Source organism: Kitasatospora sp. NPDC028961 (genome assembly GCF_055564815.1).
Genome location: NZ_JBVHVO010000012.1, coordinates 115072 through 139208 on the forward strand (window position 1 = coordinate 115072; position 24137 = coordinate 139208).

Consider the following 24137-nt stretch of genomic DNA (forward strand, 5'->3'; position numbering starts at 1 on the left):
CACCTCAGCGAGCCACGCTCATCGGATGGACCGATCAGCAGGCCCCGAGGTCGCTCCAGACACCCCACGAGCCACTGGCACTGGGGTCGTCGCCCTTGGTCCACCACTTGTTCTGGTAGTAGTGCCCCTTCCAGGACACCTTGGTGGTGGACGCGTAGGTGGTGCCCGCGTCCCAGCCCGGCGCGCCCGTGCAGGCACCCGAGGTCGGGGTCGCGGTCGGGGTCACCGTGGGCGTGACGGTCGGCGTCACCGTGGGCGTGACCGTCGGGGTCACGGTGGGCGTCACGGTCGGCGTGACCGTGGGCGTCACGGTCGGCGTGACCGTCGGCGTCGCGGTCGGCGTCGCGGTGCCGCCGCCCGTGCTGCCGCGGGTCAGGTCGCCCTTCAGGCCGTACAGCGTGCCGGCGACGTTGACCGTCCAGTTCGACGGCGTCGAGACCGGCAGGTAGTAGACGAAGTCCAGGTCCACCGAAGCGCCCGGCGCCAGCGACTGCCAGCCCGGCAGCTTCACCGAGACGCGGTTGTAGGTGCCCTTGAGGCCGCCCACGTTGCCCGGACCGGGGTTGTCCTGCTTGATGACGGTCAGCCCGAAGCCGGACTGGTCCTTGGCGTTGCCCGGGGCCGAGTTGCCGTAGTCGAACTGGAACTCGGTCCCGCCCGGCAGGGTCAGCGTCGAGTTGTTGACGATGTGGATCTTCGGGTTGATCGGGTAGTTCGAGTCGCCCAGCGCGAAGTTGGTGAACGACACGTCGACCGGCAGGGTCTGCTGCGGCAGCGCGATCGTCGAGCGGGTCGCGTTGTACGGCGAGGCCGCCTTGAACTTGTCGTACATCAGCGAGGTCAGCGTCGAGCCGGGCACGTACTGGCCCTTGCCGCCGTTGGCCGCCGCGTCCCACTTGTAGTCGCCCGCGAGCTCCCAGATCATCGCGCCGCCGGCGCCCTGGTTGACGATGTAGTCCGCCTTGGCGGCCACCGACTGCTCGTCCTCGGTGGAGAGGAACACCTTCTTGGTGTCGTTCCACAGCCACGGCGCCACCAGGGTGGAGCTGTAGTTGCGGGTGTAGGTGCCCTGCAGGGCGGTGTCGGTCACGCCGTACTTGGAGAGGTAGTCGGGCACGATGCCCTTCTCCAGGTTCTTCGCGTGCCACATCGGGTTCGAGCCCGCCGGGGACTCCTTGCCCGCGTCGTCCTTGTCGTTCCAGATGTTGTCGATGCCGACCGCGCCGTCACCGCACGAGGTCAGCCCGGCGCCCACCGGGCAGGTGGTCGCGGACGCGGTGCCCCAGAGGCCGTTGGTCCCGCCGGTGACGTTCTTGAACCCGCGGGTGTAGTACGGCAGGCCGACGTTGATCCGGCCGCCCGGCATCGAGCCGCGGAAGTAGTGGTACGACCAGTCGGCGTTCAGGTAGCCGATGCCGCCGTACTGGCCGGTGCCGTACACGTTGGCCGCCGCCAGCTCGCCGTCCTTGCCGTCGTCGAACAGCGAGGCGTTCGGGCCGACGTACTTGTTCCAGGCGCCGTGCAGGTCGTACGACATGATGTTGACGTAGTCCAGGTACTGCGCGATCTGGAAGGTCTCCATGCCGCGCAGCAGGTAGCCGGACGACGGGGCCGCGACCGAGAGCAGGTAGTGCTTGCCGTCGGCGGCGCCGGCCCGGTCCAGCTTCTCGCGCAGCGTCTTCATCAGCGCCGCGTAGCCCTTGGCCAGCGAGGCCCGCTTGCCGTTGGCGAGCTGCCAGTCCAGCGGGTTGCCCGCGTCCTTCATCGAGGTCGGGTACTCGTAGTCGACGTCGACGCCGTTGAAGCCGTACTTCTTGATGAAGTCGACCGAGGAGTTGGCGAAGGCGTCGATGCCCGCCTGGTTGACGCTGCCGTCCGGGTTGACCGTCAACGAGTAGAAGCCGCCGGAGTTGACGCGCTTGCCGTCGTCGCCGAAGTACCCGCCGGTCTCGGTCCAGCCGCCCACCGAGATCATGGTCTTGACGTTCGGGTGCTGCTTCTTGAACTTCGTCAGCAGGTTGAAGTGGCCCTTGTAGGGCAGCGACGGGTCCAGCTCGGCGCCGGGCACGCCCGGGAAGGAGATCCCGGTCGCCTCGTTCTTGTCGTTGTCGGTGCCGACCGAGATCTTGTTGTCGCTGCCGACGTGCCCGAACGCGTAGTTCAGGTGGGTGACCTTGTCCCAGGGGATGTCGCTCACCAGGTAGGGCGGGGTCCCGTCCTTGCCGGTACGCCAGCCGGTGAAGTAGCCGATGACCCGGCGCTGGTGGTCCGCGCCCATCTTCTCGCGGCCCTCGGTGTCGTAGACGCTGCAGTACGGGACGTCCACCCCGGGCGTCTGGTACATGCCGTCCGGCCGACAGGCCGCGTTGTCGACGGTGGCGGACGCCTGCGAGGGCGCCGCACCCAGCGTCGCCATCAGCAGGCCGGCCAGGCCGGCGACCGCCAGCGAGGCCATGCCCGCCCGGGCGGCCGGGTTCTTGGAATGCCGGGCAGCGGTGGGACGCCGCTCGGCCGTGCTTCGGATCAACACTCGGTCCTCCGGGAGAGAGTGTCGGCGCATGCCTGTGGGGGAGCACGCACGTGGGGGAATGCAGATTGGCGCTGAAGCTATGTGGTCTGAACCACAAAGGTCAATAGGTCTGTACCAATTGGTAATCAAATCCCCAACAACACCGGTCGAACGGCTGATACCCGTCGGTCAGCCGTCCGCATGCCGACGACTGTGCCGGGCCACCCGGACCCGCGTCCCACAGGCCGTCGAACACCACGCCCGACGCGCGTGCCGCTGCAGGAAGAACAGGATGCAGCCCGGCGCCGGACAGGCCCGCACCAGCTCCCGCCGACCCCCCGTCAGCAACTCCACCGCCGCCTGCGCCACCCGCCCCAGCAGCACCGCCCCACGCTCCCCCGCGGCCGTCCGGTGCACCCCCCGCGCGTCCGCCCCCGGCCCCAGCTCCACCCACCCCGGCGCCGCCCGCACCGCCGCGTTCACCACCGCCACGTCCGCCGCCCCCGCCGGCTCACCCGCCACCACCGCCGTCAGCACCGCCCGCAGCGCCCCGCGCAGCTCCAGGAACGCCGCCAGCTCCGCCGGCCCCGGCGACCCGGCCGGGACGCTCGCCAGGTCCAGCTCGACGGCGTGCCGGTCCACCCAGACCGCCAGGTCCGACGGCTCCACCAGAACGTCCACCAGATGCCCGCGCAGACCACCCCGCACGAAGGTGCTGTTCACCAGATCCAGTGCGAGATGCTCGCCGCCGACCGGCATCTCGTCCACCGCGCCACGCTCCACCATGCCCATGCCTAACGGTAACGCCACTTGCCACCGGTTAGCCAAAGCCCACAGACTAACGCTTACCTGCCGTCTCAAGCGTTAGGAAGTGCCTTCGCCATGCCCCTTTCCAGCCAAGCCCCCGCCCGACCCGCCCCCACCGCCGTCCTCACCTCCACCGCCACCGCCGTCGCCGCCCTGCTCACCCTCGCCGCCCTCGGCACCCTCACCGGCCAACCCCTCCTCATCCCCCCGCTCGCCGCCTCCATGGCCCTCATCGCCGGCGCCCCCACCCTCCCCCTCGCCCAACCCCGCAGCGTCATCGGCGGCCAACTCGTCTCCGCCCTCACCGGCTACGCCGTCCTCGCCGCCACCACCCCCGCCTACTGGTCCGCCGCCCTCGCCGGCGGCCTCGCCCTCGGCGCCATGACCCTCGCCCGCACCCCCCACTCCCCCGCGGCCGCCACCGCCGTCATCGTCACCCTCACCGCCCCCGACCCGACCCGCTTCCTCCCCCTCCTGCTCCTCGCCACCCTGCTGCTTACCGCCACCGGTCTCGCCGCCGCCCGCCTCACCCGCCGCACCTACCCGACGTACTGGTGGTGACCCGTAACCACCCCGCCCCCCAATCGTTCGCCCCCACGGGGGACGGGCGCACACAGGCCCGAAGGGGGACGACCATGCCGGTCAAGTACACCCGTGAGCTGCTGGCGACCACCGCGGCAGCCGCCGCTTCACTCGACGAGATGCTGGCCGCCCTGGGGAGGGAGCCGAACCGGGAGAGCCGCAAGTACCTGCGACGCAGGCTGACCGAGTTCGCGATCGACACGTCGCACTTCCGCCCGACCGGAACCGTCTACACCCGCGAACTCCTCCAGGAGGCGGTCTCGGCCTCGTACAGCGTGGCGGGCGTGGTGCGCCACCTCGGCCAGCGCCAAGCCGGGGGCACCCAGGCGCACATCGGCCGCCGGATCAAGGTGTTCGGCATCGACACCTCGCACTTCACCGGGCAGGCCCACAGCCGCGGGAAGCGGTTCCCCAGCAGGATCCCGGCCGAACAACTCCTCGTCCAGCGCCCCTCGGAGGCCAAGCGGCTTCCGGGGGTGCGCATCCGCCAGGCCCTTTCGGAGCTCGGCCGGCCGGAGTCGTGCGAGTCCTGCGGCACCGGGCCGGAGTGGCGGGGCCGCCCGCTCACGCTGGAGGTCGACCACATCAACGGGGACTGGTCCGACAACCGCCCGGACAACCTCCGGCTGCTCTGCCCGAACTGCCATGCCGTCACCCCCACGTACTGCGGGCGCAACAAGAACAGGCGCGCGAAGCCCGCACCCCAACGCACCGAGGGAGAAACGGCTGTGCCCGAAGGCCGCGCAAACCCCTAGACTGGAGGCCATGCGGCCTTGGCGGAACTGGCAGTCGCGCTGGACTTAGGATCCAGTGGGAGAAATCCCGTGAGGGTTCGAGTCCCTCAGGCCGCACCAGCCTTTGAATCGAAGGCCCACCCGGAATGATCTCCCGGGTGGGCCTTCGTCGTTCTCGATGACCCGTCAGCCCAGCAGGTCCTTCAGGACCGGGGCCAGGGCGCGGAAGGCCTTGCCGCGGTGGCTGATGGCGTTCTTCTCCGCCGCCGTCAGTTCGGCGCAGGTGCGGGTCTCGCCCAGGGGCTCCAGGATCGGGTCGTAGCCGAAGCCGCCCTCTCCGGCCGGGGCCGTCCGCAGGGTGCCGAGGAGGCGGCCCTCGACGACGCGCTCGGTGCCGTCCGGCAGGGCCAGGGCGGCGGCGCAGAAGAAGTGGGCGCCGCGGTGCTCCGGGGCGATGTCGCCGAGCTGGGCCAGCAGCAGGTCCAGGTTGGCGCGGTCGTCGCCGTGCTTGCCGGCCCAGCGGGCGGAGAAGATGCCGGGCGCGCCGCCGAGGACGTCGACGCAGAGGCCGGAGTCGTCGGCGACCGCGGGCAGGCCGGTGGCCTGCGCGAGGGCGTGTGCCTTGAGCAGCGAGTTCTCGGCGAAGGTGACGCCGGTCTCGCGGACGTCCGGGATCTCCGGGTAGGCATCGGCGCCGACCAGTTCGACGTCGAGGCCGGCCTCGCCGAGGATGGCGCGGAGCTCGGCGACCTTGTTCTGGTTGCGGGTGGCGAGAATCAGACGGGTGGACATGAACCCACCCTAACCGGACGTCAGCCGGTGCAGACCTGGGTGAGGTTGCCGGCGGCGTCGCCGAGCGGCTTCAGGTCGGGGGCCTGCTTGGCGTTGATGGCCTGCTGAACCTTGCCGACCTGGGTGTTGAGGTCGGTGATGGCCTTGGCGACGTCGGTGTTCTTGGAGTTCTTGCCGAGGTCGTCGAGGTCGTTCTTGAGCTTCTGCAGGGCCTGGCCGGCGGCGGCCGAGTCGTTGCTGGCGTTGTTGAAGGCGGTGGTGACGTCGCTGATGTCCCCGGTGATGCGGACCGCCGTGTTGCCGCAGTCGAGCGCCTTCTGGGCGGCCGAGCAACTGACCGCGCTGAGCGGGAGGATGGCGATCAGGCCGGCCACGGCGAGGGTGGCGGGGCGGGCGATGCTCTGGGGCATCCGGTCCTCCTGGGTGCGCGGGTTCCGGAACGGAATGACGCGCCCCCGGGGGTGCGCGGTTCCCACAACGGGGTGCTGCGGGAACCGTAAGGGCTCCGGGCCCGGCCTGTACAGCGCTGGTGTCGCGGTTCGGCCACGCGCCGGAGCCCCTTCGGGCACCGGTGGTGGGCTCAGCCCTCCAGGGCCTTGCGCTGGATCTCGTCCAGCTCGGCGCAGCCGAGGGTGCCGAGGTCCAGGAGCTGGTCGAGCAGGGCGCGGTCGAAGGGGGCGCCCTCGGCGGTGCCCTGGACCTCGACGAAGCGGCCGTCGGAGGTGCAGACGATGTTCATGTCGGTCTCGGCGCGGACGTCCTCCTCGTAGCGGAGGTCGAGCATCGGGACGCCGTCGATGATGCCGACGCTGACGGCGCTGACGCCGCCGGTGATGGGCTGGCCCTTGGCGCGGAGGATCTTCTTCTCGCGGGCCCAGGAGACGGCGTCGGCGAGGGCGACGTAGGCGCCGGTGATGGCGGCGGTGCGGGTGCCGCCGTCGGCCTGGAGGACGTCGCAGTCGAGGACGATGGTGTTCTCGGCGAGGGCGCGGTGGTCGATGACGGCGCGCAGCGAGCGGCCGATGAGGCGGCTGATCTCGTGGGTGCGTCCGCCGATGCGGCCCTTGACGGCCTCGCGGTCGCCGCGGGTGTTGGTGGCGCGCGGGAGCATGGAGTACTCGGCGGTGACCCAGCCCTCGCCGCTGCCCTTGCGCCAGCGCGGGACGCCTTCGGTGACGCTGGCGGTGCACAGCACCTTGGTGTCGCCGTAGGAGATGAGGACGGAGCCTTCGGCGTGCTTGCTCCAGCCCCGCTCGATGGTGATGGGGCGGAGCTGGTCGGGGGTGCGGCCGTCGATGCGTGACATAGGCACCGAGCGTAGTCGGTCCGGTCGGGTGGTTCCGGCAGGGTCGGACGGGTCGTCGGCGGTGCCCTGCGGGCCTGTGGCGGGGTGCCCGAACGGTTGTGCCCGGTGCGCCGGACGGCGCCGGCCCGCCGTCCACGGGGGTGGGCGGCGGGCCGGGTGGTGCCGAGCCTGGTGGTGCCGAGCCTGGTGGGCTCAGCTCACATCATGTCCTCGATGTCGGCGGCGATCGGGTCGGCGTCGGTGCCGATGACGACCTGGATCGCGGTGCCCATCTTGACGACGCCGTGGGCGCCGGCGGCCTTCAGCGCGGCCTCGTCGACGAGGGAGGCGTCCTTCACCTCGGTACGCAGGCGGGTGATGCAGCCTTCGACCTCTTCGATGTTGTCGATGCCGCCCAGACCGGCGACGATCTTCTCAGCCTTGCTGGCCATCTGATTTCTCCCTCTGTCTCGGCCCGTCGGCTGCTCTGCCGGGTGCCGTCCTGCGCTGTGCGGGGTGCCCCGGCCGCCGGCCGGGGTCGTCGCTGTCGGTGCTGACGCGGGTTCAGCTGCCGTCGCGCTGCGCCGCAGCGCGACCAGCATCACCCGAGTTGGACCGATCTGCCACGTTAGTCCACTTTTGGCCCATTCCGGCGCGCACGGTCTGGATCTTCGTCCGAGGATGACGATCAGCGGGGCTTCTACCCCGGTGCGCGCGGCCTGCCTCCCAAAGTGGTCTACACCAATATATGTGTACTCCGATGAACGCAGGAAGCGCCCCGGGTGTTCCTGAGCCCCGTCCGAGGGTCCCCCAGGGGGCCAGCGCTCGGCAACTGCTCTCGGAGGGCGAAGGATGAGTTCGGCAGGCGCCACAGCCCCGCGGACCACGTGGTGGCACACCTTCTACGGCGGACTCCAGAAGATGGGCCGCTCGCTCCAGCTGCCGGTCGCCGTGCTGCCGGCGGCGGGCATCCTCAACCGGCTCGGACAGCCCGACGTGTTCGGGAAGGACGGCCTCGGCTGGGACGACGTCGCCAAGGTGTTCGCGGCGGCCGGCGGCGCTCTGCTGGACTCCTCACTGGGCCTGCCGCTGCTGTTCTGCATCGGGGTCGCGATCGGCATGGCCAAGAAGGCGGACGGCTCCACGGCGCTGGCGGCCGTGGTGGGCTTCCTGGTCTTCTACGCCGTGCTGCACGCCTTCCCGGAGGACTGCAAGCTGCCGACCGTCCTGGTCGGCAACCAGTGCGTGGACTTCACCTCGGCCAAGTCGGCCGCCGCGACCTACCAGAACCCGGGCGTCCTGGGCGGCATCCTGATCGGCCTGCTGTCGGCGTGGCTCTGGGTGCGCTACCACCGCACCCGGCTGGTCGACTGGCTCGGCTTCTTCAACGGCCGCCGGCTCGTCCCGATGATCACCGCCGTGGTCGGCATGCTGCTGGCGGTGCTGGCGGTCTGGGCCTGGCCGCCGATCGGCCGCGCCTTCAACGACGTGAGCCAGTGGCTGGCCGACCTGGGCGCGGGCGGCGCCGGCATCTTCGGCGTGGCCAACCGCGTACTGCTGCTGATCGGCATGCACCAGTTGCTGAACACCTTCGTCTGGTTCCAGTTCGGCGACTTCACCAAGCCCGACGGCATGGTCGTGCACGGCGACATCCCGCGCTTCCTGGCCGGTGACCCGACGGCGGGCCAGTTCACCTCCGGTTTCTTCCCGATCATGATGTTCGCCCTGCCGGCGGCGGCGCTGGCGATGGCGCACGCGGCCAAGCCGCACCGCCGCAAGGAGATCTACGGGCTGATGCTCTCGGTCGGCCTGACGTCCTTCGTGACCGGCGTCACCGAACCGATCGAGTACTCCTTCGCCTATGTCGCGCCCGCGCTGTACGCGGTGCACGCGCTGCTGACCGGCGCCTCGATGGCGATCACCTGGGCGCTCGGGGTGCACGACGGGTTCAGCTTCTCGGCCGGCCTGATCGACTACGCGATCAACTGGAGCCTGGCCACCAAGCCCTGGCTGATCATCCCGATCGGGCTCTGCTTCGCCGTCGTGTACTACGCGCTCTTCCGGTTCATCATCGTGAAATTCAACATGAAAACACCCGGACGCGAGGACGACGACGAGGTCGAGGACGTGACCAAGGCATAAACCGAGCGTCACCGGACGCCCGCCGGAATAGGCCCTCGGACCCTTGGTCCGGGGGCCTTCGGCGTATTCGTGAAAGGACGATGGTCCCGGCCGGAAAACCATTCCCGGACCGGTCCGGCAAATTCGGCGGCCGGCCCCGCCGCCGACGGGGCACCGGCCCGGCACCCGGCGCCCGGCGGCCCGGGGCCCGGCCGGGACAGGGCCGCGGCGCCCCGGCGGCGGCCGGACGGGCGGGCGCCGGCGAAGCCGGCGCCCCGGGTGGGGGGAAGATCACCGCCGCCGCGCGGCGCGCCGCGCGGCAATGCGTCACCGGACTCGCCCACCGGCTTCGCCTTTGGTTTCTCCGAGCCGGCGAGGGCGGTCGCCGAGTCCGGTCGCAATGCGGCGGCGAATACCCGCGACGGGTTCAGGGGGGTCCGGCACATCGCACCGGCCCCTCGCCGTGAGCCCGGCACCGGCCGCGCCCCGGCCGTCCGGCACCCGCGGCGACTCCCGGTCCGGCGGCGGACGGCGCCCGGCGGGAGCGTCCGGCCGCCCGCGCCCGCCGGCTGCCGCCGCCCTCCCGGCCGCCCGTCCGGGGGTCGCCGGGCCCGCCGGGGGTTGCCCCGGCCTTTTTGTTGCGCAAATAGCCAAAATCCCAATCACGGCGGGTAATCATGATCGTCGATCCGCAAGTAGGTTTCGATTTCATAGCGCTTCTCACCAGCACCGCTTTCAGGGCTTCCCCCCCTTCTCCACCCGTGCTACAAAACTGGTCTACACCACGTGTGGTGTAGACCAGTTCGCGGTTCGGCCCCTCTGTGCACCTACCCCCCGACCGACCCGCCCTGCCGTTAGGAACCCACCCCCATGAGTCAGTCTGCGCAGGCACCGGCGCCCGCCGCGGCTCCGGCCACGCCAAGCCCCACCAAGAAGTTCGGCCAGAACCTGCTGCAGGGTCTGCAGAAGATCGGCCGCAGCCTCCAGCTGCCCATCGCCGTTCTCCCCGCCGCCGGTCTGCTGCTGCGGCTCGGCCAGGACGACGTGTTCGGCAAGGACGGCCTCGGCTGGGACAAGGTCGCCGCGGTGTTCAACACCGCCGGTGGCGCCGTCTTCGACAACCTGCCGCTGCTGTTCGCGGTGGGCATCGCGATCGGCTTCGCCAAGAAGGCCGACGGCTCCACCGCGCTCGCGGCCCTCGTCGGCTTCCTGGTGTACAAGAACGTGCTGACCGCGTTCCCGGTCACCGAGGCCCAGGTCCTGCCCGGCAAGGACGCGGCCGCCACGTACCAGAACCCGGGCGTGCTCGGCGGCATCGTGATCGGTCTGCTCTCGGCCGTGCTGTGGCAGAAGTACCACCGCACCCGGCTGGTCGACTGGCTCGGCTTCTTCAACGGCCGCCGTCTGGTCCCGATCATCATGGCCTTCGTCGGCACCGCCGTCGGTGTGGTCTTCGCCCTGACCTGGGGCCCGATCGGCGACGCCATCAAGAGCCTGAACGACTCCCTGATCGGTGCCGGCGCGTTCGGTGCCGGCGCGTTCGGCCTGGTCAACCGCGGTCTGCTGCCGGTCGGCATGCACCAGTTCGTGAACTCCTACGCCTGGTTCCAGACCGGTGACTTCACCAAGCCCGACGGCACCGTCGTGCACGGCGACCTGACCCGCTTCTTCGCCGGTGACCCGACCGCCGGACAGTTCATGTCGGGCTTCTTCCCGATCATGATGTTCGCCCTGCCGGCCGCCGCGTTCGCCATCGCCCACACCGCCAAGCCGCACCGCCGCAAGGCCGTCACCGGCATGATGCTCTCGCTGGCGCTGACCTCCTTCGTGACCGGTGTCACCGAGCCGATCGAGTTCTCCTTCGTCTTCATCGCCCCGGTCCTGTACGTGATCCACGCGCTGCTGACCGCCGTCTCGATGGCCGTCACCTGGGCGCTCGGCGTGCACGACGGCTTCACCTTCTCCGGTGGTCTGATCGACTACCTGCTGGCGTGGAACAAGGCCACCGACCCGTGGATGATCATCCCGCTGGGTCTCGTGTTCGGGGCGCTGTACTACTTCCTGTTCCGCTTCGCGATCGTCAAGTTCAACCTCAAGACCCCCGGTCGCGAGGACGACGAGGAGATCGAGGACGTCACCAAGGCCTGACGCCGAGGAACGACCCGCACCACCCCACGGCCCCGCCCCGCCGCTCGCTCCCCCGAGCGGCGGGGCGGGGCCGTCGCGCGTCCCGGCCCGGCCCGCGGCCACCGCCCGGCCGGTGGGACGACGGTTGACGAACCGGCGACCGCGCTGGTCAACTGAGGCGGTGAACGCGCCGCGCATCCTGGTCAGCCGCTGCCACATCGACTTCGGTCGTGTGTGGTCGGCCGCGTGTTGCGCCTGACCCGTCCGTTCCCCCCGCCGCCGCCCGGCTGACCTCCCGCCGCGCCCCGGCCCCCGCTTCCCCGCCTCTCGTGTCGGCCCGTACCCGGGCCACCGCCACGTACCCAGCTGCGTCCCGTGCGCGAAACGAAGATGAAGCAGCGCACGCACGAGGAAAGTCAAGGCCACGCCATGCCGCGCCAGTTGCACCTGTCCGCCGCCGTCGACAGCCCCGGCCGCTTCGACGCCGGGCACTTCACCGCCCTCGCCCGCCACGCCGAGCGCGCCGCGCTCGACTTCGTCACCCTCGACGACTCCTACGCACCCGAGCCGCACCGGCTCGACGCCCTCGCCACCTTCGCCCGGCTCGCGCCGCTGACCCGGGGGCTCGGCCTGGTCCCGACCGTCACCACCACGCACACCGAGCCGTTCCACACCTCGATATCGGTCAACACCCTGGACTGGGTGAGCGAGGGCCGGGCCGGCTGGCTGATCGGGATCTCCGACACCGAGGCGCAGGCCCGGGCCTTCGGGCGCAAGGGCGTCGCCCCGGCCGACGAGCTCTGGGCGGAGGCGGCCGACGCCGCCGAGGTCGCCGCGCGGCTCTGGGACAGCTGGGAGGACGACGCGGAGATCCGCGACGTGGCCACCGGCCGGTTCATCGACCGGGGCAAGCTGCACTACATCGACTTCACGGGCCCGCACTTCTCGGTCCGCGGCCCCTCCATCACCCCTCGCCCGCCCCAGGGCCGACCGGTGATCGCCGTCCCGGTCTCCGCCGCCGACCTCGCCCCGGGCGCCCCCGCCGGCAGCCGGGCCCGGGTGGAGACGGCCGCCCGGTACGCGGACGTCGTCCTGCTGGACGCCCCCGGCCCGGCGGCCCGGCTGACCGCCGCCACCGAACTGCGGCTGCGGGCGGGCGAGGGCCTGCGGATCCTCGCCCGGCTCACCGCGGACCTCCCCGACGGCGCCTCGATCAGCGCGCTGATCAGGGAGGTCACCGAGGGCGGCGGCGGCGTCGACGGCTTCCACCTCGTCCCCGCCGACCCGGCCCGGGACCTCGCCGCGGTGGCCGACCACGTCGTCCCGGCCCTGCGCGAGCGCGGCCTGTTCCGCACCGGCTACACCGGCAAGACCCTGCGCGACCACCTCGGCCTGGCCCGCCCGGCCAACCGGTACGCCCCCGCCACTCCCGCTCCCGCCGCTCCCACGGCGACCGCCGCCGCCCACGCCGAGGTGACCCGATGACGGACCGACCGCTGAAGCAGATCCACCTCGCCGCGCACTTCCCCGGCGTCAACAACACCACGGTCTGGACCGACCCGGCGTCCCGCAGCCAGATCGAGTTCGCCTCCTTCCGCCACCTCGCGGAGACCGCCGAGCGCGGCCGGTTCGACTTCTTCTTCCTCGCCGAGGGCCTGCGGCTGCGCGAGGTCAACGGCCTGATCCACGACCTGGACGTGGTCGGCCGGCCCGAGTCGATCACCGTGCTCGGCGCGCTGGCCGCCGTCACCACCCACCTCGGACTGGCGGCCACCGTCAACGCGACCTTCAACGAGCCGTACGAGCTGGCCCGCCGGTTCGCGTCGCTCGACCACCTCTCCGGCGGCCGGGCGGCCTGGAACGTGGTCACCTCCTCGGACGCCTTCACCGGCGAGAACTTCCGCCGCGGCGGCTTCCTCGACCGCGCCGACCGGTACACCCGGGCCGCCGAGTTCGTCCAGCTGGCACGGGAGTTCTGGGACGGCGGGCTGGTCCGGCACAGCGGCCCGCAGTTCGACGTCGAGGGCCGGCTGTCGCTGCCGCGCCCGCCGCAGGGCCACCCGGTGGTGATCCAGGCCGGGGACTCCGACGAGGGCCGGGAGTTCGCCGCCGCCACCGCCGACATCATCTTCAGCCGGCACTCGACCCTCACCGCCGGCCAGGCCTTCCACACCGACGTCAAGCGCCGGCTGGCCGCGTACGGGCGCAAGCCGGACGAGCTGAAGATCATGCCCGGGGTCACCTACGTCCTGGGCGACACCGACGAGGAGGCGACCGAGCGGGCCGCCGAGATCCGCCGCGCCCAGGTCGGACCGCAGACCGCCATCGCCTACCTGGAGCAGGTCTGGGGCATCGACCTGTCCGACCACGACCCGGACGGCCCGCTGCCCACCGCCGACCCGGTGGTCGACAGCACCGTCGTCCAGGGCCGGACCAGGATCGGGGACCCGCTGGAGATCGCCGCCCGGTGGCGCGCGGTCGCCGCCGAGAAGCGGCTCAGCAGCCGCGAGCTGGTGATCGAGGTGACCGGCCGGCAGTCCTTCATCGGCACCCCGGCGGCGGTCGCCGAGCAGCTCGACGCCTATGTGCAGAACGACGCGGCGGACGGCTTCATCCTCGTCCCTCACCTCACCCCGGGCGGCCTGGACGACTTCGTCGACCAGGTGGTGCCGCTGCTCCAGGAACGCGGGGTGTTCCGCACCGAGTACACCGGGACGACCCTGCGCGACCACCTCGGCCTGCCCGTCCCCGGGCGGCGCTGAGCGCCTCGGACGAGCGGGCGCCCCGCCCGGAACGGCCTCAGATCCGGCCGAGGCGGGCCGCGTGGACGCCGGCCTGGAAGCGGCTCTCCGCGCCCAGGTCGGCGGTCAGCTCGGCCACCAGCCGGCGCACCGTCCGCTCGGAGACCTCCAGCTTCCGGGCGATCGCGGCGTCCGTCAGCCCGGCCGCGAGCAGCCGCAGCACCACGTCATGACGGTCCGTCCTCCCCGCCGCCCCCGGATGCAGTTCCGGCGGGGTCGAGGCCGCCGACCAGAAGTACTCGAACAGCTCCGCGACCAGGGCGACCAGGGCCGGCTCGCGGACCACCACGGCGGCCTCCGCACGGCCCCGGACCCGGGGAGCAGCCGCGTCCGGCCCGTCCTCGGACACCTCGTCCGACAGGTCGCCCGGCGCGGGCAGGATCGCCAGCCGGGCGTCGACCACGATCAGCCGGAGCGGCAGCGAGTGCGCGACCCTGATCCGCGCCCCGGCCCCGGTCAGCTCCCGGACGTGCGCGAGCACGGCGGGCCGGCGCAGTGCGGCGGCCGGGTAGACGGAGCGCAGGGCGGCGCCGCGGTCGAGGGCGAGGCGTTCGCGGGCCAACTTGCCCGCCAGGGCCGGGCCGGAGAGGTCCTGGCCGGGCCGGAGGGAGAGGGCCCGGGTGCGGGCGCCGCGGGCCGCGTCCTCCAGCAGGGCGGCGATCCGGTCGGCGCCGCGGACGAGTTCGAGGGCGGCGCCGCCGGGCCGGCGGTGCTGGACCGGCAGGTAGCCGGTGTGCAGGCGGTCGACGGAGTCGCGGGCCCGGCCCAGGGCCTCGACGAGGGCGGTGACCTGGGTGTCCGCGTCGAGCAGCAGCTGGCGGACGGCGGTGTCGACGGAGACGGCGGCGTGTCCGGCCGTGCCGGTGCCGTCCGCCCCGGCGGCCGCGGTGGGCTGGAGCAGGCCGAGGGCGCGGAGTTCGGCGGTGGCGGCGGCCAGGCGGGGCTCGTCCCAGCCGAGGCCGAGGTCGGCGGCCGGGCGGCCGGGTTCGGCGAGCAGCCGGGCGTAGAGCCGGGTGGCGTCGCGGTCGGGGCCGCCGGCGGGGTGGTCGGCCCGCGCCGCACTCTCCATGCGCTCCATCGGCGCAGCGTAGTGAGGCCGGGCGGGGGCGGGCCGGGGTTTCCGAGGAGCGAGACGGCGGGCCGGGGTTCCGAGGGGCGGGGCGGCGGGCCGGTTCCGCTCCCGGTCATGTCCGGTTGCGGCAGCGCCGGGAGGGCCCGGCCGCGGTCCGGCGGCGGCCAGGATGGGGCCATGGCTCTTCCCGAGGCTTCGACGATCTGGATGGACGGCGCGCTGGTGCCCTGGCAGCAGGCGCGGACGCATGTGCTGACGCACGGCCTGCACTACGGCACGGGGGTGCTGGAGGGAACCCGGGTGTTCGAGACGGCGGACGGTCCGGCGGTGTTCCGGCTGCCCGAGCACCTGCGCCGGCTGGACCGCAGTGCGCGGATGCTGCGGATGGAACTCCCCTACAGTGTGGAGGATTTGACCAGGGCGACGGTGGAGCTGGTCCGGGCGAACGGCCACCGGTCGTGCTATCTGCGGCACTTCGCGTTCCTGGGGTACGGCTCGATGGGCCTGGACATGCGCTTCTCGCCCACCACCACGGCGATCGCGAGTTGGCAGTGGCAGTCCCAACTGCCGGACGGCGGTGGTGGGATCAGGGTGAAGACGAGCAGTTGGCGGCGGAACGACCCGAACGCGGTGCCGCCCGCGGCGAAGGCGACCGGGCCGTACCTGAACTCGGTGCTGGCCCGCCGGGAGGCGAGCGACGCGGGGTACGACGAGGCGCTGCTGCTGGGGTCGGACGGTTCGGTGAGCGAGTGCACCGGCGAGAACGTGTTCCTGGTGCGTGACGGGGTGCTGCGGACGCCGCCGTCGAGCGCGGGCGCGCTGGAGGGGATCACCCAGGACACGGTGCTGGAGCTGGCCGCCGGTCTGGGAGTGCCGGTGCGGGTGGAGGGTCTGCTGCGCTCGGACCTGTACGCGGCGGACGAGGTGTTCCTGTGCGGGACGGCGGCCGGGGTGGTGCCGGTGCGGTCACTGGACGACCGCGAGCTGCCGTCCTCCCCCGGCCCGGTCACGGAGCGGCTGCGCGAGGCGTACGAGGCGGCGGTCTCCGGCGAGGACCCGCGCTACCGGCGCTGGCTGACGCCGGTGGGGTGAGCGTTCAGAGGTCGTAGACGGCGCCGGCTCTCGCGATGTCGACCGGTCCGGCGAAGGCGGCGGCGGCGTCCCGGCGGTTGTGTTCGGCGTCGGTCCACGGCGGGATGTGGGTGAGGACGAGCCGGCGGGCGCGGGCGGCGGTGGCGTGTTCGCCGGCCTCGCGGCCGTTGAGGTGGACGGCCCGGTAGGTGTCGCGGCCGTCGATGTAGGCGGCTTCGCAGAGGAAGAGGTCGCTGTCGCGGGCGAGTTCGACGAGGGCGGCGCTCTCGCCGGTGTCGCCGGAGTAGACGAGGGTGCGGCCGGCGTGTTCGAGCCGGAAGGCGAACGCGTCGACGGGGTGGTTGACCTGGGCGACCTCGATCCGGAACGGGCCGAGGTCGAAGGCGCCGGGGGTGAGGGTCCGGAAGTCGAAGACCCCCTTCATGCCGGGGTTCTCGGGCATGTCGTAGGCGCGGGCCATCCGCTCGGCGGTGCCGGCCGGGCCGTAGACGGGCAGCGGGTCGGGGCAGCCCTCGGCCCGGTAGTTGCGGGCGACCCAGTAGGCGCAGAGGTCGACGCAGTGGTCGGCGTGCAGGTGGCTGAGCAGGACGGCGTCGACCTCGTAGAGGCTGACGTACTTCTGCAGGGCGCCGAGCGCGCCGTTGCCGAGGTCGAGCACGACGCGGTAGCCGTCGGCCTCCACGAGGTAGCTGGAGCACGGCGAGTCGGCGGACGGGAAGCTCCCCGAGCACCCCACCACGGTCAGTTTCATCCGAGCCCCTCCGCCCCGACACGTTTCGGCTGCTGCTGGTCAATGGCAGTACCGGCCGGTGAACCGGCGGGTAGCACTGCGTTCGCGTGTCGAGAGTAAGGGCGGAGGGGCACTTTGCCCCCGTCTCCGTGCCGGGCTGTGGCTGGAATCACCAGAACGCCGGGGGCGGCTCGGTGCGGGGGTTCAGCGGTGGCCGGGGCGCCGGCGGGCCCAGGCCTTGATCGTGTCGGGGTGCCAGCGGGGGTGTCCGTTGCCGTCGACGGCATCGGGGTCGGGGAGCAGGCCGTGCCGGCGGTAGTTGCGGACGGTCTCCGGCTGGACGTTGATGTGGCGGGCGATCTCGGCGTACGACCACAGGTCGGTGCTGCGGCTCACGGGTCACCTCAGGGTGCAGGGGGGACGTGCGTGATCAGCTTTCCGGGCCTCGGGAGCGGCATCCGGCGCACAACGGACTCCGTGGTCATTCCGTGACGAACCGGGAGCAGGGAACGGATAAATGCCCGACTGTCACAGCCGTCGTGGTGGTGGGGCCGGCCGGGTGCCGGGTACGGTCTGGCGCATGACTGGCTTCTGGGTGCTGCTGGCCGTGGCGGGTGCCGCGCTGCTGGCCGTTGTCGTGTCGGTGCTGGTGCGGCGGGCGCGCGGCGGGCCCGCGCCGACCCGGCCGGCGCCGCGGCCGCGCCCGGCGAAGGGGCGCCCGGGCCCGGCGCCGCAGGAGATCTGGTGGGCGGAGGTGCCGTTCGAGGACGGCCCGGGGGCGAAGGACCGCCCCTGCCTGGTGCTGCGGGTCAGCGGCCGGACCGCGACCGTCGCGAAGATCACCAGCAAGCACCACGCGGAGCGGCCGGGCGTGCTGGCGCTGCCGCCCGGCTCGGTGGGCGACCGCCAGGGGCGGACCAGCTGGCTGGAGACCGACGAGCTGCGCGAGGTGCCGCTCTCGGCCTTCCGCCGCCGGGCCGGTGTGGTCGACGGGCGGATCTGGGCCCGGGCCCGGCAGGCGGTCTCGGGCTAGGGGCGTCCGGCCGGTCCGGAGGGACGGGCCCGGACCCGGCGTCAGGCCCGGGCCTTCGTCGGGCGCGGAGCCCTCGCCGGGCCCGGAGCCGGCGTCAGGCCCAGAGCTGGCCCTGCAGGGCCTCGACCGCGGCCTCGGTCGACTCGGCGGTGTAGATGCCGGTGGAGAGGTACTTCCAGCCGCCGTCCGCGACGACGAAGACGATGTCGGCGCGCTCCGCGGCGGTGGCGGCCTTGCGGCCGACGCCGATCGCGGCGTGCAGGATGGCGCCGGTGGAGACGCCCGCGAAGATGCCCTCCTGCTGGAGGAGTTCACGGGTGCGGCGGACGGCGTCGGCGGAGCCGACCGAGAAGCGGGTGGTGAGCACTTCGGCGTCGTACAGCTCGGGGACGAAGCCCTCGTCGAGGTTGCGCAGGCCGTAGACCAGGTCGTCGTAGCGGGGCTCGGCGGCGACGATCCGCACCCCGGGCACCTTCTCGCGCAGGAACCGGCCGACGCCCATCAGGGTGCCGGTGGTGCCCAGGCCGGCCACGAAGTGGGTGACGGAGGGCAGGTCGGCGAGGATCTCGGGGCCGGTGGTGGCGTAGTGGGCGCCGGCGTTGTCGGGGTTGCCGTACTGGTAGAGCATCACCCAGTCGGGGTGCTCGGCGGCGATCTCCTTGGCGATCCGCACCGCGGTGTTGGAGCCGCCGGCGGCCGGTGAGGGGATGATCTCCGCGCCCCACATGCGCAGCAGTTCGCGGCGCTCCTCGCTGGTGTTCTCCGGCATCACGCAGACCATCCGGTAGCCCTTGAGCTTGGCGGCCATGGCGAGCGAGATGCCGGTGTTGCCGCTGGTGGGCTCCAGGATGGTGCACCCGGGGGTGAGCCGCCCGGCGGCCTCGGCGCGCTCGATCATGTGCAGCGCGGGGCGGTCCTTGATGGAGCCGGTGGGGTTGCGGTCCTCCAGCTTGGCCCAGAGGGTCACCAGGCCGTCGGTGTTGCCGGGGACGGCGGCGGAGAGTCGGGGCAGGCGGACCAGCGGGGTGTTGCCGACGGCTTCGAGCGGGCTGTCGTAACGCAAGGGGTGCCTCCGGCAACGGCGGTGAGGGTCGGGTGCGGCGGTCCTCCCGCCCGCGCGGCCGGCGGGCGGGAGGACCGGAGGTCAGCGGGCGCCGCCGGCCACGGCGGGCAGGATGGTGACGCTGTCGCCGTCGGCGAGGGCGGTGGAGATGCCCTCCAGGAAGCGGACGTCCTCGTCGTTGAGGTAGACGTTGACGAAGCGGCGCAGCTCGCCGCCGTCCAGCAGTCGGGCGGCGATGCCCGGGTGGCGGGCGTCGAGGTCCTGGAAGAGTTCCCCGAGGTTGCTGCCGGTGCCCTCGACGGCCTTGGCGCCGTCGGTGTAGGTGCGGAGGATGGTCGGGATGCGGACCTCGATGGCCATGGGTGCGCTCCTGTGCGAGTCGTGAGGTGGGTGGGCCGCAGCGGGCGCGGCAGGTCGGGTCCGGCCCGGTGCGCAGGGCGTGCGGCGGGCCTGGGCGGGCGGCTCAGCGCGAGCGCGCCGGCGTGCCGGGACAGATCGCGCTGGCGAGCCGGCACAGGTCGACGTGCAGGCGCGCCACGAGGCGGGTGCCCGGGGCCTGAGTGCTCACATCGACGGAACGCATGGGCTCATCGTATAGATTCCCGGGCTCGCTCCGACATGCCCGTCTCGGAATCCGGATGTTTCCGTTTCTGTGGCTGAGACGGCAGGGCCCGCCGCCGTCGCTCGGACGGTCGGCGGGCCGCGCCCAGGGGGGTGCCGGTCAGGGCTGGTAGGCCTCGACGACCTGGACGTCTTCCTCCGTGATCGCGCCGTCCACGATGCGGAACGACCGGAACTGGTACGGGTCGTCCGGGCCGTTGCCGTCGGCGGTGGAGACCAGGACGTAGTGGGCGAACGGCTCGGAGGCGTAGCTCACGTCGGTGCGCGAGGGGTAGGCCTCGGTGGCGGTGTGCGAGTGGTAGACGATCACGGGCTCCTCGTCCCGGTCGTCCATCTCGCGGTAGAGCTTCAGCAGGTCGCCCGAGTCGAACTCGTAGAAGGTGGGCGACCGGGCGGCGTTGAGCATCGGGACGAACCGCTCGGGCCGTCCGCTGCCGGCCGGTCCGGCGACCACGCCACAGGCCTCGTCCGGGTGGTCGGCGCGGGCGTGGGCGACGATGGCGTCGCGCAGTTCTCGGGTGATGGTCAGCATGCGGTCAGGATAGCCACGCCCCGGCGGGTGTCCGCCGGAGCGTCCGGGGCGTGGTCGGCGCCGGTCCGGGAGGCGGACGGCGGGCGGCTCAGTGGCCGCCGCCGTTGCCGTTGCGGGCGTGCAGGTGGTCGTGGGCGACGGCGTGGACGGCCTGCGGGCGGCGGCGCTTGAGCACCTGGTAGCCGACCACGAGCAGGACGGCCCAGCCGGGGAAGACGTACAGCGAGATGCGGTTGTCCTTGTCGAGGGCGATCAGGACGATCACCAGGGCGAGGAAGCCGAGGGCGGCCCAGCTGCTCCAGAGGCCGCCGGGCGCCTTGAAGCCGGGGGGCGGCAGGTGGCCGCCCTTCCAGGCCTTCCGGTAGCGGATCTGGGAGACCAGGATGACCGCCCAGGTCCAGAGGCCGCAGACGGTGGCCACCGAGGTGATGTACTCGAACGCCTTGGCCGGGACGAGGTAGTTGAGCACCACGCCGGCGCCCATCAGCAGCGAGGAGAGGGTGATCGCGACGGCGGGGCTGCGGTGGGAGTTGAGCTTGGTGAGCCGGCCGGGGGCCTGGCCGCGCAGGGCGAGGTCGCGCAGCATCCGGCCGGTGGAGTACATGCCGGAGTTGCAGGAGGAGAGCGCCGCGGTGAGCACCACGAAGTTGATGATGCCGGCCGCGGCGGGGATGCCGATCTTGCCGAAGGCGGCGACGAACGGGCTGACGCCGGGCTGGAATTCGGTCCACGGCACCAGCGACAGGATGATCACCAGGGCGCCGATGTAGAAGAGCGCGATCCGCCAGGGCAGCGTGTTGATGGCGCGCGGCAGGGTCTTCTGCGGGTTCTCGCTCTCGCCGGCGGTGACGCCGACCAGCTCGACGCCGAGGTAGGCGAACATGACGATCTGCAGGGTCATCACGGTGGCGCCGATCCCCTTGGGGAAGAAGCCACCGTTGTCCCAGAGGTGGGTGATCGACGCGGTGTCACCGGCGTCGCTGAAGCCGAGGGTCAGCACGCCGATGCCGATCAGGATCATGCCGATGATGGCGGTGACCTTGACCATCGAGAACCAGAACTCGATCTCGCCGAACAGCTTCACCGAGATCAGGTTGGCCCCGTAGAGGATGACCAGGAAGGTGAGCGCGCTGAGCCACTGCGGGATGCCGGGCGCCCAGAACTTCACGTAGACGGCGGCGGCGGTGGTCTCGGCCATGCCGGTGACCACCCAGAACAGCCAGTACGTCCAGCCGGTCACGAAGCCGGCGAAGGGGCCGAGGAACTCCCGGGCGTACTCGGCGAAGCTGCCGGCGACCGGGCGGTAGGTGAGCAGCTCGCCGAGGGCCCGCATGATCACGAAGATCACCACGCCGGCCACGGCGTAGGAGAGGATCAGGCTCGGTCCGGACTTGGAGATCGCGGTGCCGGCGCCGAGGAAGAGCCCGGTGCCGATGGCGCCGCCGATGGCGATCATCTGGATCTGGCGACTGCCCAGACCCCGCTCGTAGCCCTCCTCGTCCGGTTTGGAGTCGACGACCTCGTCGTAGATCTGTTCGGCCATGGTGCACCGTCCTGGGTGGGTCTCGTGGGGTGGAGCAGTCGTACCACGCAGGTTCCGGATAGCGGTGTTCATCTGAGCGACATTTGAGCATGTCGTCATATGATTCCGCCCGTTTTGAGCGGAAAAGCCGTGACCCCCCGTCCAGCATGCGGACGGGGGGTCACGGCGGCCCGGCGGCGGGGCGGGATCAGTCCGCGATCGCCTCCAGCAGCGACTCCTGCAGCGCCCCCAGCCACAGGTAGGCCATCACCAGCGGCTTGCGCTCGTCGCTGTCCGGCAGGTCGTACAGGCCCTGCTCGTCCTCCTCCTCGACCTCCAGCCGCACCCCCAGGGTGAGCCGCAGGTCGTTGAGCGCGCCCAGCCAGCGCAGGCAGTCGGCGGCGGCCAGCTTGAGCACGCCGCCCTCGCCGCCGAGCCCGTCCAGCGCGCGGACCACCTGCAGCGCGTCCTCGCGCTTGCGGGCCCGCAGGTCCACCTCGGTGTAGCGGCGGAACTCGCGGGCGGCTTCCCTGGCCTCGGCGTCGTCCGGCTTCTCCGGGTCGCCGTAGGCGTCGGGGAAGAGCCGGGCCAGCGCCGGGTCGGCGGGGGCCTCGGTCGGCCCGTCGGCGAACAGCGCGGCGAGCGGGTCGTCGGAGTCCCCGCCCGGGCCCGGTCCGATCAGCTCCAGCATCTGCACCTCCAGCGAGCGCAGGATGGAGGCCTCCAGCTCGTCCAGCGCGATCGCCGCGCTCCCGCCGCCGGCACTCTCGAACAACCCAGCCATCTGTATCGGTCAGCCCGTCTTCGTCGTCTTCGGTGGGGTGCGGGGACGCGGTCCGCGGGTCAGTCGTGCTGCAGCGTGGCCCACAGCCCGTAGCCGTGCATCGCCTGCACGTCGCGCTCCATCTCCTCGCGGGATCCGCTGGAGACCACCGCCCGGCCCTTGCTGTGCACCTCCATCATCAGCTTCCGGGCCTTGTCCTTCGGGTAGCCGAAGTAGGCCTGGAACACGTACTGGACGTAGCTCATCAGGTTGACCGGGTCGTTGTGCACGATGGTCACCCAGGGCGTGTCCGGCTCCGCCACCGGCAGGCCTTCGACCTCCGGGCGCTCGATCTCCACGGGCGCGACACTCACCGCTGGGTCCTCCTCGCCGTTCTTCCCGCACATACCCCTTCAGCCCCCATGCTGCCATCCGGGGCACCTCCGGGCGATTCCGGCCCGGGGTCCGCGAACACCCCGGACGAGAAATCGTCAATCTGACGCTAAGTGGTAGTAGCATCATCCCCATGGACGCCACTTCAGTGCGCGCGGCCGGTTCGACCGCGCTCCTCACCGACCGCTACGAGCTCACCATGTTGCAGGCCGCCCTGCGCAGCGGAGCCGCGCACCGCCGCTCCGTCTTCGAGGTGTTCACCCGCCGCCTGCCGGCCGGCCGCCGCTACGGCGTGATGGCCGGCACCGGGCGGGTGCTCGACGCCGTCGAGAACTTCCGCTTCACCAGCGCGCAGCTCGACTGGCTGGCCGGCCAGGGCGTGGTCGAGGAGGACACCCTGCGCTTCCTGGCCGACTACCGGTTCACCGGCGACATCCACGGCTACCCGGAGGGTGAGGTCTACTTCCCCGGTTCGCCGCTGCTCACCGTCGAGGGCAGCTTCGCCGAGGCGGTGATCCTTGAGACGGTGATCCTCTCGATCCTCAACCACGACTCGGCGATCGCGGCCGCCGCCGCCCGGATGACCGCCGCCGCCGGCGGCCGCCCGTGCATCGAGATGGGCGCCCGGCGCGCCCACGAGCAGGCCGCCGTGGCCGCCGCCCGCGCCGCGTACGTGGCCGGCTTCGCGGCCACCTCCGACCTGGAGGCCGGCTTCACCTACGACATCCCGACCACCGGCACCGCCGCCCACGCCTTCACCCTGGTGCACGACGACGAGCGGGGCGCGTTCCGGGCGCAGATCGCCTCGATGGGCCGGGGCACCACCCTGCTGGTCGACACCTTCGACCTGCGCGAGGCCGTGCGCACCGCCGTCGAGGTGGCCGGCCCCGAGCTCGGCGCGGTGCGGATCGACTCCGGCGACCTCACCCTGCTGGCCCACCGGGTCCGCCGCCAGCTGGACGAGCTCGGCGCCGAGAAGACCCGGATCATCGTCACCTCCGACCTGGACGAGTACGCGATCGCCGCGCTGGCCGCCGCCCCGGTCGACGGCTACGGCGTCGGCACCAGCCTGGTCACCGGCAGCGGCCACCCGACCTGCGCGATGGTCTACAAGCTGGTCGCCCGCGCCCAGGTGCCGGACGGACCGCTGCTGCCGGTCGCCAAGCGCTCGGCGGGCGCCAAGAGCAGTGTCGGCGGCCGCAAGTGGGCGGCCCGCCGCCCCGACCAGGACGGCGTCGCCGAGGCCGAGGTGGTCGGCACCGGGCCGATCCCGGCCGAGCTGGAGCCGCACCTCCTTCAGGTACCGCTGGTGCGGGCCGGCGAGGTGGTCGGCCGGGAGCCGCTCGGCGCGGCGCGCGAGCGGCTCGTCCGGACCCTGGCCGGGCTGCCGCTGTCGGCGACCCAGTTGTCCAAGGGCGACCCGGTACTGCCGACCGAACTGATCGTCTGACCGCCGGTCGGCGCGGCTCGCACGGCCGGTGGGGGGGGGGGGGGGGGGGGGGGGGGGGGGGGGGGGACGGGGGGGGGGGGGGGGGAGGGGGGGGGGGGGGGGGGAACG

The 24137-nt window shown here is 72.3% G+C and carries 25 protein-coding genes and 1 tRNA gene; 10 read left to right on the plus strand and 16 right to left on the minus strand.

The genetic code is table 11. From position 1 onward, the window contains the following. Positions 1-34 precede the first annotated feature (34 nt). Both ACZ4UX_RS21675 and ACZ4UX_RS21680 read right to left on the minus strand, forming a co-directional pair. Positions 35-2455 carry a chitinase C-terminal domain-containing protein gene (locus ACZ4UX_RS21675; RefSeq protein ID WP_465707903.1) on the minus strand — a complete coding sequence of 807 codons (2421 nt, stop codon included), beginning with the start codon at positions 2453-2455 and terminating at the stop codon, positions 35-37. A gap of 243 nt (positions 2456-2698) precedes the next feature. After that, positions 2699-3319, minus strand: coding sequence for a CGNR zinc finger domain-containing protein (locus ACZ4UX_RS21680; protein ID WP_465707853.1), 621 nt, complete (start codon positions 3317-3319; stop codon positions 2699-2701). A gap of 72 nt (positions 3320-3391) precedes the next feature. Between ACZ4UX_RS21680 and ACZ4UX_RS21685 the strand changes: the two genes are divergently transcribed. The 3 genes from ACZ4UX_RS21685 to ACZ4UX_RS21695 all read left to right on the plus strand — a co-directional run bounded on the left by ACZ4UX_RS21685 (position 3392) and on the right by ACZ4UX_RS21695 (position 4752). Next, on the plus strand, positions 3392-3877 hold the full coding sequence (locus ACZ4UX_RS21685; RefSeq protein WP_465707854.1) for an HPP family protein: 486 nt from the start codon (positions 3392-3394) through the stop codon (positions 3875-3877). 74 nt (positions 3878-3951) lie between these two features. Continuing rightward, positions 3952-4653 (plus strand): HNH endonuclease signature motif containing protein, encoded by a 702-nt coding sequence (locus ACZ4UX_RS21690; protein ID WP_465707855.1) that lies wholly within the window; start codon positions 3952-3954, stop codon positions 4651-4653. 12 nt (positions 4654-4665) lie between these two features. Further along, a tRNA-Leu gene (locus ACZ4UX_RS21695) sits at positions 4666-4752 on the plus strand. Positions 4753-4818: 66 nt separating this feature from the next. Here ACZ4UX_RS21695 and rdgB read toward each other — a convergent pair. From rdgB to ACZ4UX_RS21715, 4 genes are all read right to left on the minus strand, one after another. Further along, entirely contained in the window at positions 4819-5424 is a 606-nt protein-coding gene (rdgB, locus tag ACZ4UX_RS21700) for an RdgB/HAM1 family non-canonical purine NTP pyrophosphatase (RefSeq protein ID WP_396490666.1), read from the minus strand. Positions 5425-5444: 20 nt separating this feature from the next. Further along, positions 5445-5834, minus strand: a complete 390-nt coding sequence (locus ACZ4UX_RS21705; RefSeq protein ID WP_465707856.1) for a hypothetical protein — start codon at positions 5832-5834, stop codon at positions 5445-5447. Between the two features lie 170 nt (positions 5835-6004). Further along, positions 6005-6730: a ribonuclease PH gene (rph, locus tag ACZ4UX_RS21710; RefSeq protein WP_352293183.1), complete on the minus strand. Its 726-nt coding sequence runs from the start codon at positions 6728-6730 to the stop codon at positions 6005-6007. Between the two features lie 197 nt (positions 6731-6927). Further along, on the minus strand, positions 6928-7161 hold the full coding sequence (locus ACZ4UX_RS21715) for a PTS sugar transporter subunit IIB (RefSeq protein WP_030060521.1): 234 nt from the start codon (positions 7159-7161) through the stop codon (positions 6928-6930). A 400-nt stretch (positions 7162-7561) separates the two neighbouring features. On the opposite strand from ACZ4UX_RS21715, the gene ACZ4UX_RS21720 reads away from it, so the two are divergent. The 4 genes from ACZ4UX_RS21720 (at position 7562) to ACZ4UX_RS21735 (ending at position 13719) form a co-directional block, all read left to right on the plus strand. Beyond that, positions 7562-8851 carry a PTS transporter subunit EIIC gene (locus ACZ4UX_RS21720; protein WP_359804953.1) on the plus strand — a complete coding sequence of 430 codons (1290 nt, stop codon included), beginning with the start codon at positions 7562-7564 and terminating at the stop codon, positions 8849-8851. An 849-nt stretch (positions 8852-9700) separates the two neighbouring features. Further along, a complete protein-coding gene (locus tag ACZ4UX_RS21725; RefSeq protein WP_329487827.1) occupies positions 9701-10978 on the plus strand; it encodes a PTS transporter subunit EIIC in 1278 nt (425 codons plus the stop codon). Between the two features lie 408 nt (positions 10979-11386). Further along, entirely contained in the window at positions 11387-12442 is a 1056-nt protein-coding gene (locus ACZ4UX_RS21730; RefSeq protein ID WP_465707857.1) for an LLM class flavin-dependent oxidoreductase, read from the plus strand. Then, complete coding sequence (locus tag ACZ4UX_RS21735) at positions 12439-13719, plus strand: LLM class flavin-dependent oxidoreductase (RefSeq protein WP_465707858.1); 1281 nt, start codon at positions 12439-12441, stop codon at positions 13717-13719. The genes ACZ4UX_RS21730 and ACZ4UX_RS21735 overlap by 4 nt, the downstream gene beginning before the upstream one ends. Before the next feature lie 37 nt (positions 13720-13756). Here the strand turns inward: ACZ4UX_RS21735 and ACZ4UX_RS21740 are convergent, their stop codons facing one another. After that, positions 13757-14836 (minus strand): helix-turn-helix domain-containing protein, encoded by a 1080-nt coding sequence (locus ACZ4UX_RS21740; RefSeq protein ID WP_359804949.1) that lies wholly within the window; start codon positions 14834-14836, stop codon positions 13757-13759. A gap of 171 nt (positions 14837-15007) precedes the next feature. On the opposite strand from ACZ4UX_RS21740, the gene ACZ4UX_RS21745 reads away from it, so the two are divergent. Next, positions 15008-15922: a branched-chain amino acid transaminase gene (locus tag ACZ4UX_RS21745; RefSeq protein ID WP_465707859.1), complete on the plus strand. Its 915-nt coding sequence runs from the start codon at positions 15008-15010 to the stop codon at positions 15920-15922. 4 nt (positions 15923-15926) lie between these two features. Here ACZ4UX_RS21745 and ACZ4UX_RS21750 read toward each other — a convergent pair whose 3' ends face one another. Both ACZ4UX_RS21750 and ACZ4UX_RS21755 read right to left on the minus strand, forming a co-directional pair. Then, entirely contained in the window at positions 15927-16673 is a 747-nt protein-coding gene (locus ACZ4UX_RS21750; protein WP_359804945.1) for an MBL fold metallo-hydrolase, read from the minus strand. Between the two features lie 183 nt (positions 16674-16856). Beyond that, positions 16857-17048 carry a helix-turn-helix transcriptional regulator gene (locus tag ACZ4UX_RS21755; protein ID WP_329487833.1) on the minus strand — a complete coding sequence of 64 codons (192 nt, stop codon included), beginning with the start codon at positions 17046-17048 and terminating at the stop codon, positions 16857-16859. Positions 17049-17232: 184 nt separating this feature from the next. Between ACZ4UX_RS21755 and ACZ4UX_RS21760 the strand changes: the two genes are divergently transcribed. After that, positions 17233-17685: a type II toxin-antitoxin system PemK/MazF family toxin gene (locus ACZ4UX_RS21760; protein ID WP_465707860.1), complete on the plus strand. Its 453-nt coding sequence runs from the start codon at positions 17233-17235 to the stop codon at positions 17683-17685. Between the two features lie 94 nt (positions 17686-17779). Here the strand turns inward: ACZ4UX_RS21760 and ACZ4UX_RS21765 are convergent, their stop codons facing one another. The 7 genes from ACZ4UX_RS21765 to clpS all read right to left on the minus strand — a co-directional run bounded on the left by ACZ4UX_RS21765 (position 17780) and on the right by clpS (position 22560). After that, entirely contained in the window at positions 17780-18748 is a 969-nt protein-coding gene (locus tag ACZ4UX_RS21765) for a PLP-dependent cysteine synthase family protein (protein WP_465707861.1), read from the minus strand. 81 nt (positions 18749-18829) lie between these two features. Beyond that, on the minus strand, positions 18830-19108 hold the full coding sequence (locus ACZ4UX_RS21770) for a MoaD/ThiS family protein (protein WP_030394231.1): 279 nt from the start codon (positions 19106-19108) through the stop codon (positions 18830-18832). Between the two features lie 103 nt (positions 19109-19211). Further along, positions 19212-19331 carry a putative leader peptide gene (locus ACZ4UX_RS21775; protein WP_327677307.1) on the minus strand — a complete coding sequence of 40 codons (120 nt, stop codon included), beginning with the start codon at positions 19329-19331 and terminating at the stop codon, positions 19212-19214. Positions 19332-19469: 138 nt separating this feature from the next. After that, positions 19470-19901 (minus strand): M67 family metallopeptidase, encoded by a 432-nt coding sequence (locus ACZ4UX_RS21780; RefSeq protein WP_329487837.1) that lies wholly within the window; start codon positions 19899-19901, stop codon positions 19470-19472. Positions 19902-19989: 88 nt separating this feature from the next. Next, entirely contained in the window at positions 19990-21444 is a 1455-nt protein-coding gene (locus ACZ4UX_RS21785; RefSeq protein WP_329487838.1) for an amino acid permease, read from the minus strand. A 187-nt stretch (positions 21445-21631) separates the two neighbouring features. After that, the gene (locus ACZ4UX_RS21790; protein WP_465707862.1) at positions 21632-22207 is read right to left on the minus strand and encodes a DUF2017 domain-containing protein; all 576 of its coding nucleotides are present in this window, start codon (positions 22205-22207) and stop codon (positions 21632-21634) included. A gap of 59 nt (positions 22208-22266) precedes the next feature. Beyond that, positions 22267-22560 (minus strand): ATP-dependent Clp protease adapter ClpS, encoded by a 294-nt coding sequence (gene clpS / locus ACZ4UX_RS21795; protein WP_329487840.1) that lies wholly within the window; start codon positions 22558-22560, stop codon positions 22267-22269. Positions 22561-22712: 152 nt separating this feature from the next. Here clpS and ACZ4UX_RS21800 point away from each other — a divergent pair, with 152 nt between their 5' ends. Continuing rightward, positions 22713-24029 (plus strand): nicotinate phosphoribosyltransferase, encoded by a 1317-nt coding sequence (locus ACZ4UX_RS21800; protein ID WP_329487841.1) that lies wholly within the window; start codon positions 22713-22715, stop codon positions 24027-24029. The last annotated feature ends 108 nt before the right edge of the window (positions 24030-24137 follow it).

Coding starts and splice junctions, on each gene's coding strand:
- ACZ4UX_RS21675 (WP_465707903.1), bottom strand. CDS start 2,455: ATGGCCTCGCTGGCGGTCGCCGGCCTGGCCGGCCTGCTGATGGCGACG.
- ACZ4UX_RS21685 (WP_465707854.1), top strand. CDS start 3,392: ATGCCCCTTTCCAGCCAAGCCCCCGCCCGACCCGCCCCCACCGCCGTC.
- ACZ4UX_RS21690 (WP_465707855.1), top strand. CDS start 3,952: ATGCCGGTCAAGTACACCCGTGAGCTGCTGGCGACCACCGCGGCAGCC.
- rdgB (WP_396490666.1), bottom strand. CDS start 5,424: ATGTCCACCCGTCTGATTCTCGCCACCCGCAACCAGAACAAGGTCGCC.
- ACZ4UX_RS21705 (WP_465707856.1), bottom strand. CDS start 5,834: ATGCCCCAGAGCATCGCCCGCCCCGCCACCCTCGCCGTGGCCGGCCTG.
- rph (WP_352293183.1), bottom strand. CDS start 6,730: ATGTCACGCATCGACGGCCGCACCCCCGACCAGCTCCGCCCCATCACC.
- ACZ4UX_RS21715 (WP_030060521.1), bottom strand. CDS start 7,161: ATGGCCAGCAAGGCTGAGAAGATCGTCGCCGGTCTGGGCGGCATCGAC.
- ACZ4UX_RS21720 (WP_359804953.1), top strand. CDS start 7,562: ATGAGTTCGGCAGGCGCCACAGCCCCGCGGACCACGTGGTGGCACACC.
- ACZ4UX_RS21725 (WP_329487827.1), top strand. CDS start 9,701: ATGAGTCAGTCTGCGCAGGCACCGGCGCCCGCCGCGGCTCCGGCCACG.
- ACZ4UX_RS21730 (WP_465707857.1), top strand. CDS start 11,387: ATGCCGCGCCAGTTGCACCTGTCCGCCGCCGTCGACAGCCCCGGCCGC.
- ACZ4UX_RS21735 (WP_465707858.1), top strand. CDS start 12,439: ATGACGGACCGACCGCTGAAGCAGATCCACCTCGCCGCGCACTTCCCC.
- ACZ4UX_RS21740 (WP_359804949.1), bottom strand. CDS start 14,836: ATGGAGCGCATGGAGAGTGCGGCGCGGGCCGACCACCCCGCCGGCGGC.
- ACZ4UX_RS21745 (WP_465707859.1), top strand. CDS start 15,008: ATGGCTCTTCCCGAGGCTTCGACGATCTGGATGGACGGCGCGCTGGTG.
- ACZ4UX_RS21750 (WP_359804945.1), bottom strand. CDS start 16,673: ATGAAACTGACCGTGGTGGGGTGCTCGGGGAGCTTCCCGTCCGCCGAC.
- ACZ4UX_RS21760 (WP_465707860.1), top strand. CDS start 17,233: ATGACTGGCTTCTGGGTGCTGCTGGCCGTGGCGGGTGCCGCGCTGCTG.
- ACZ4UX_RS21770 (WP_030394231.1), bottom strand. CDS start 19,108: ATGGCCATCGAGGTCCGCATCCCGACCATCCTCCGCACCTACACCGAC.
- ACZ4UX_RS21775 (WP_327677307.1), bottom strand. CDS start 19,331: ATGCGTTCCGTCGATGTGAGCACTCAGGCCCCGGGCACCCGCCTCGTG.
- ACZ4UX_RS21780 (WP_329487837.1), bottom strand. CDS start 19,901: ATGCTGACCATCACCCGAGAACTGCGCGACGCCATCGTCGCCCACGCC.
- ACZ4UX_RS21785 (WP_329487838.1), bottom strand. CDS start 21,444: ATGGCCGAACAGATCTACGACGAGGTCGTCGACTCCAAACCGGACGAG.
- ACZ4UX_RS21790 (WP_465707862.1), bottom strand. CDS start 22,207: ATGGCTGGGTTGTTCGAGAGTGCCGGCGGCGGGAGCGCGGCGATCGCG.
- ACZ4UX_RS21800 (WP_329487841.1), top strand. CDS start 22,713: ATGGACGCCACTTCAGTGCGCGCGGCCGGTTCGACCGCGCTCCTCACC.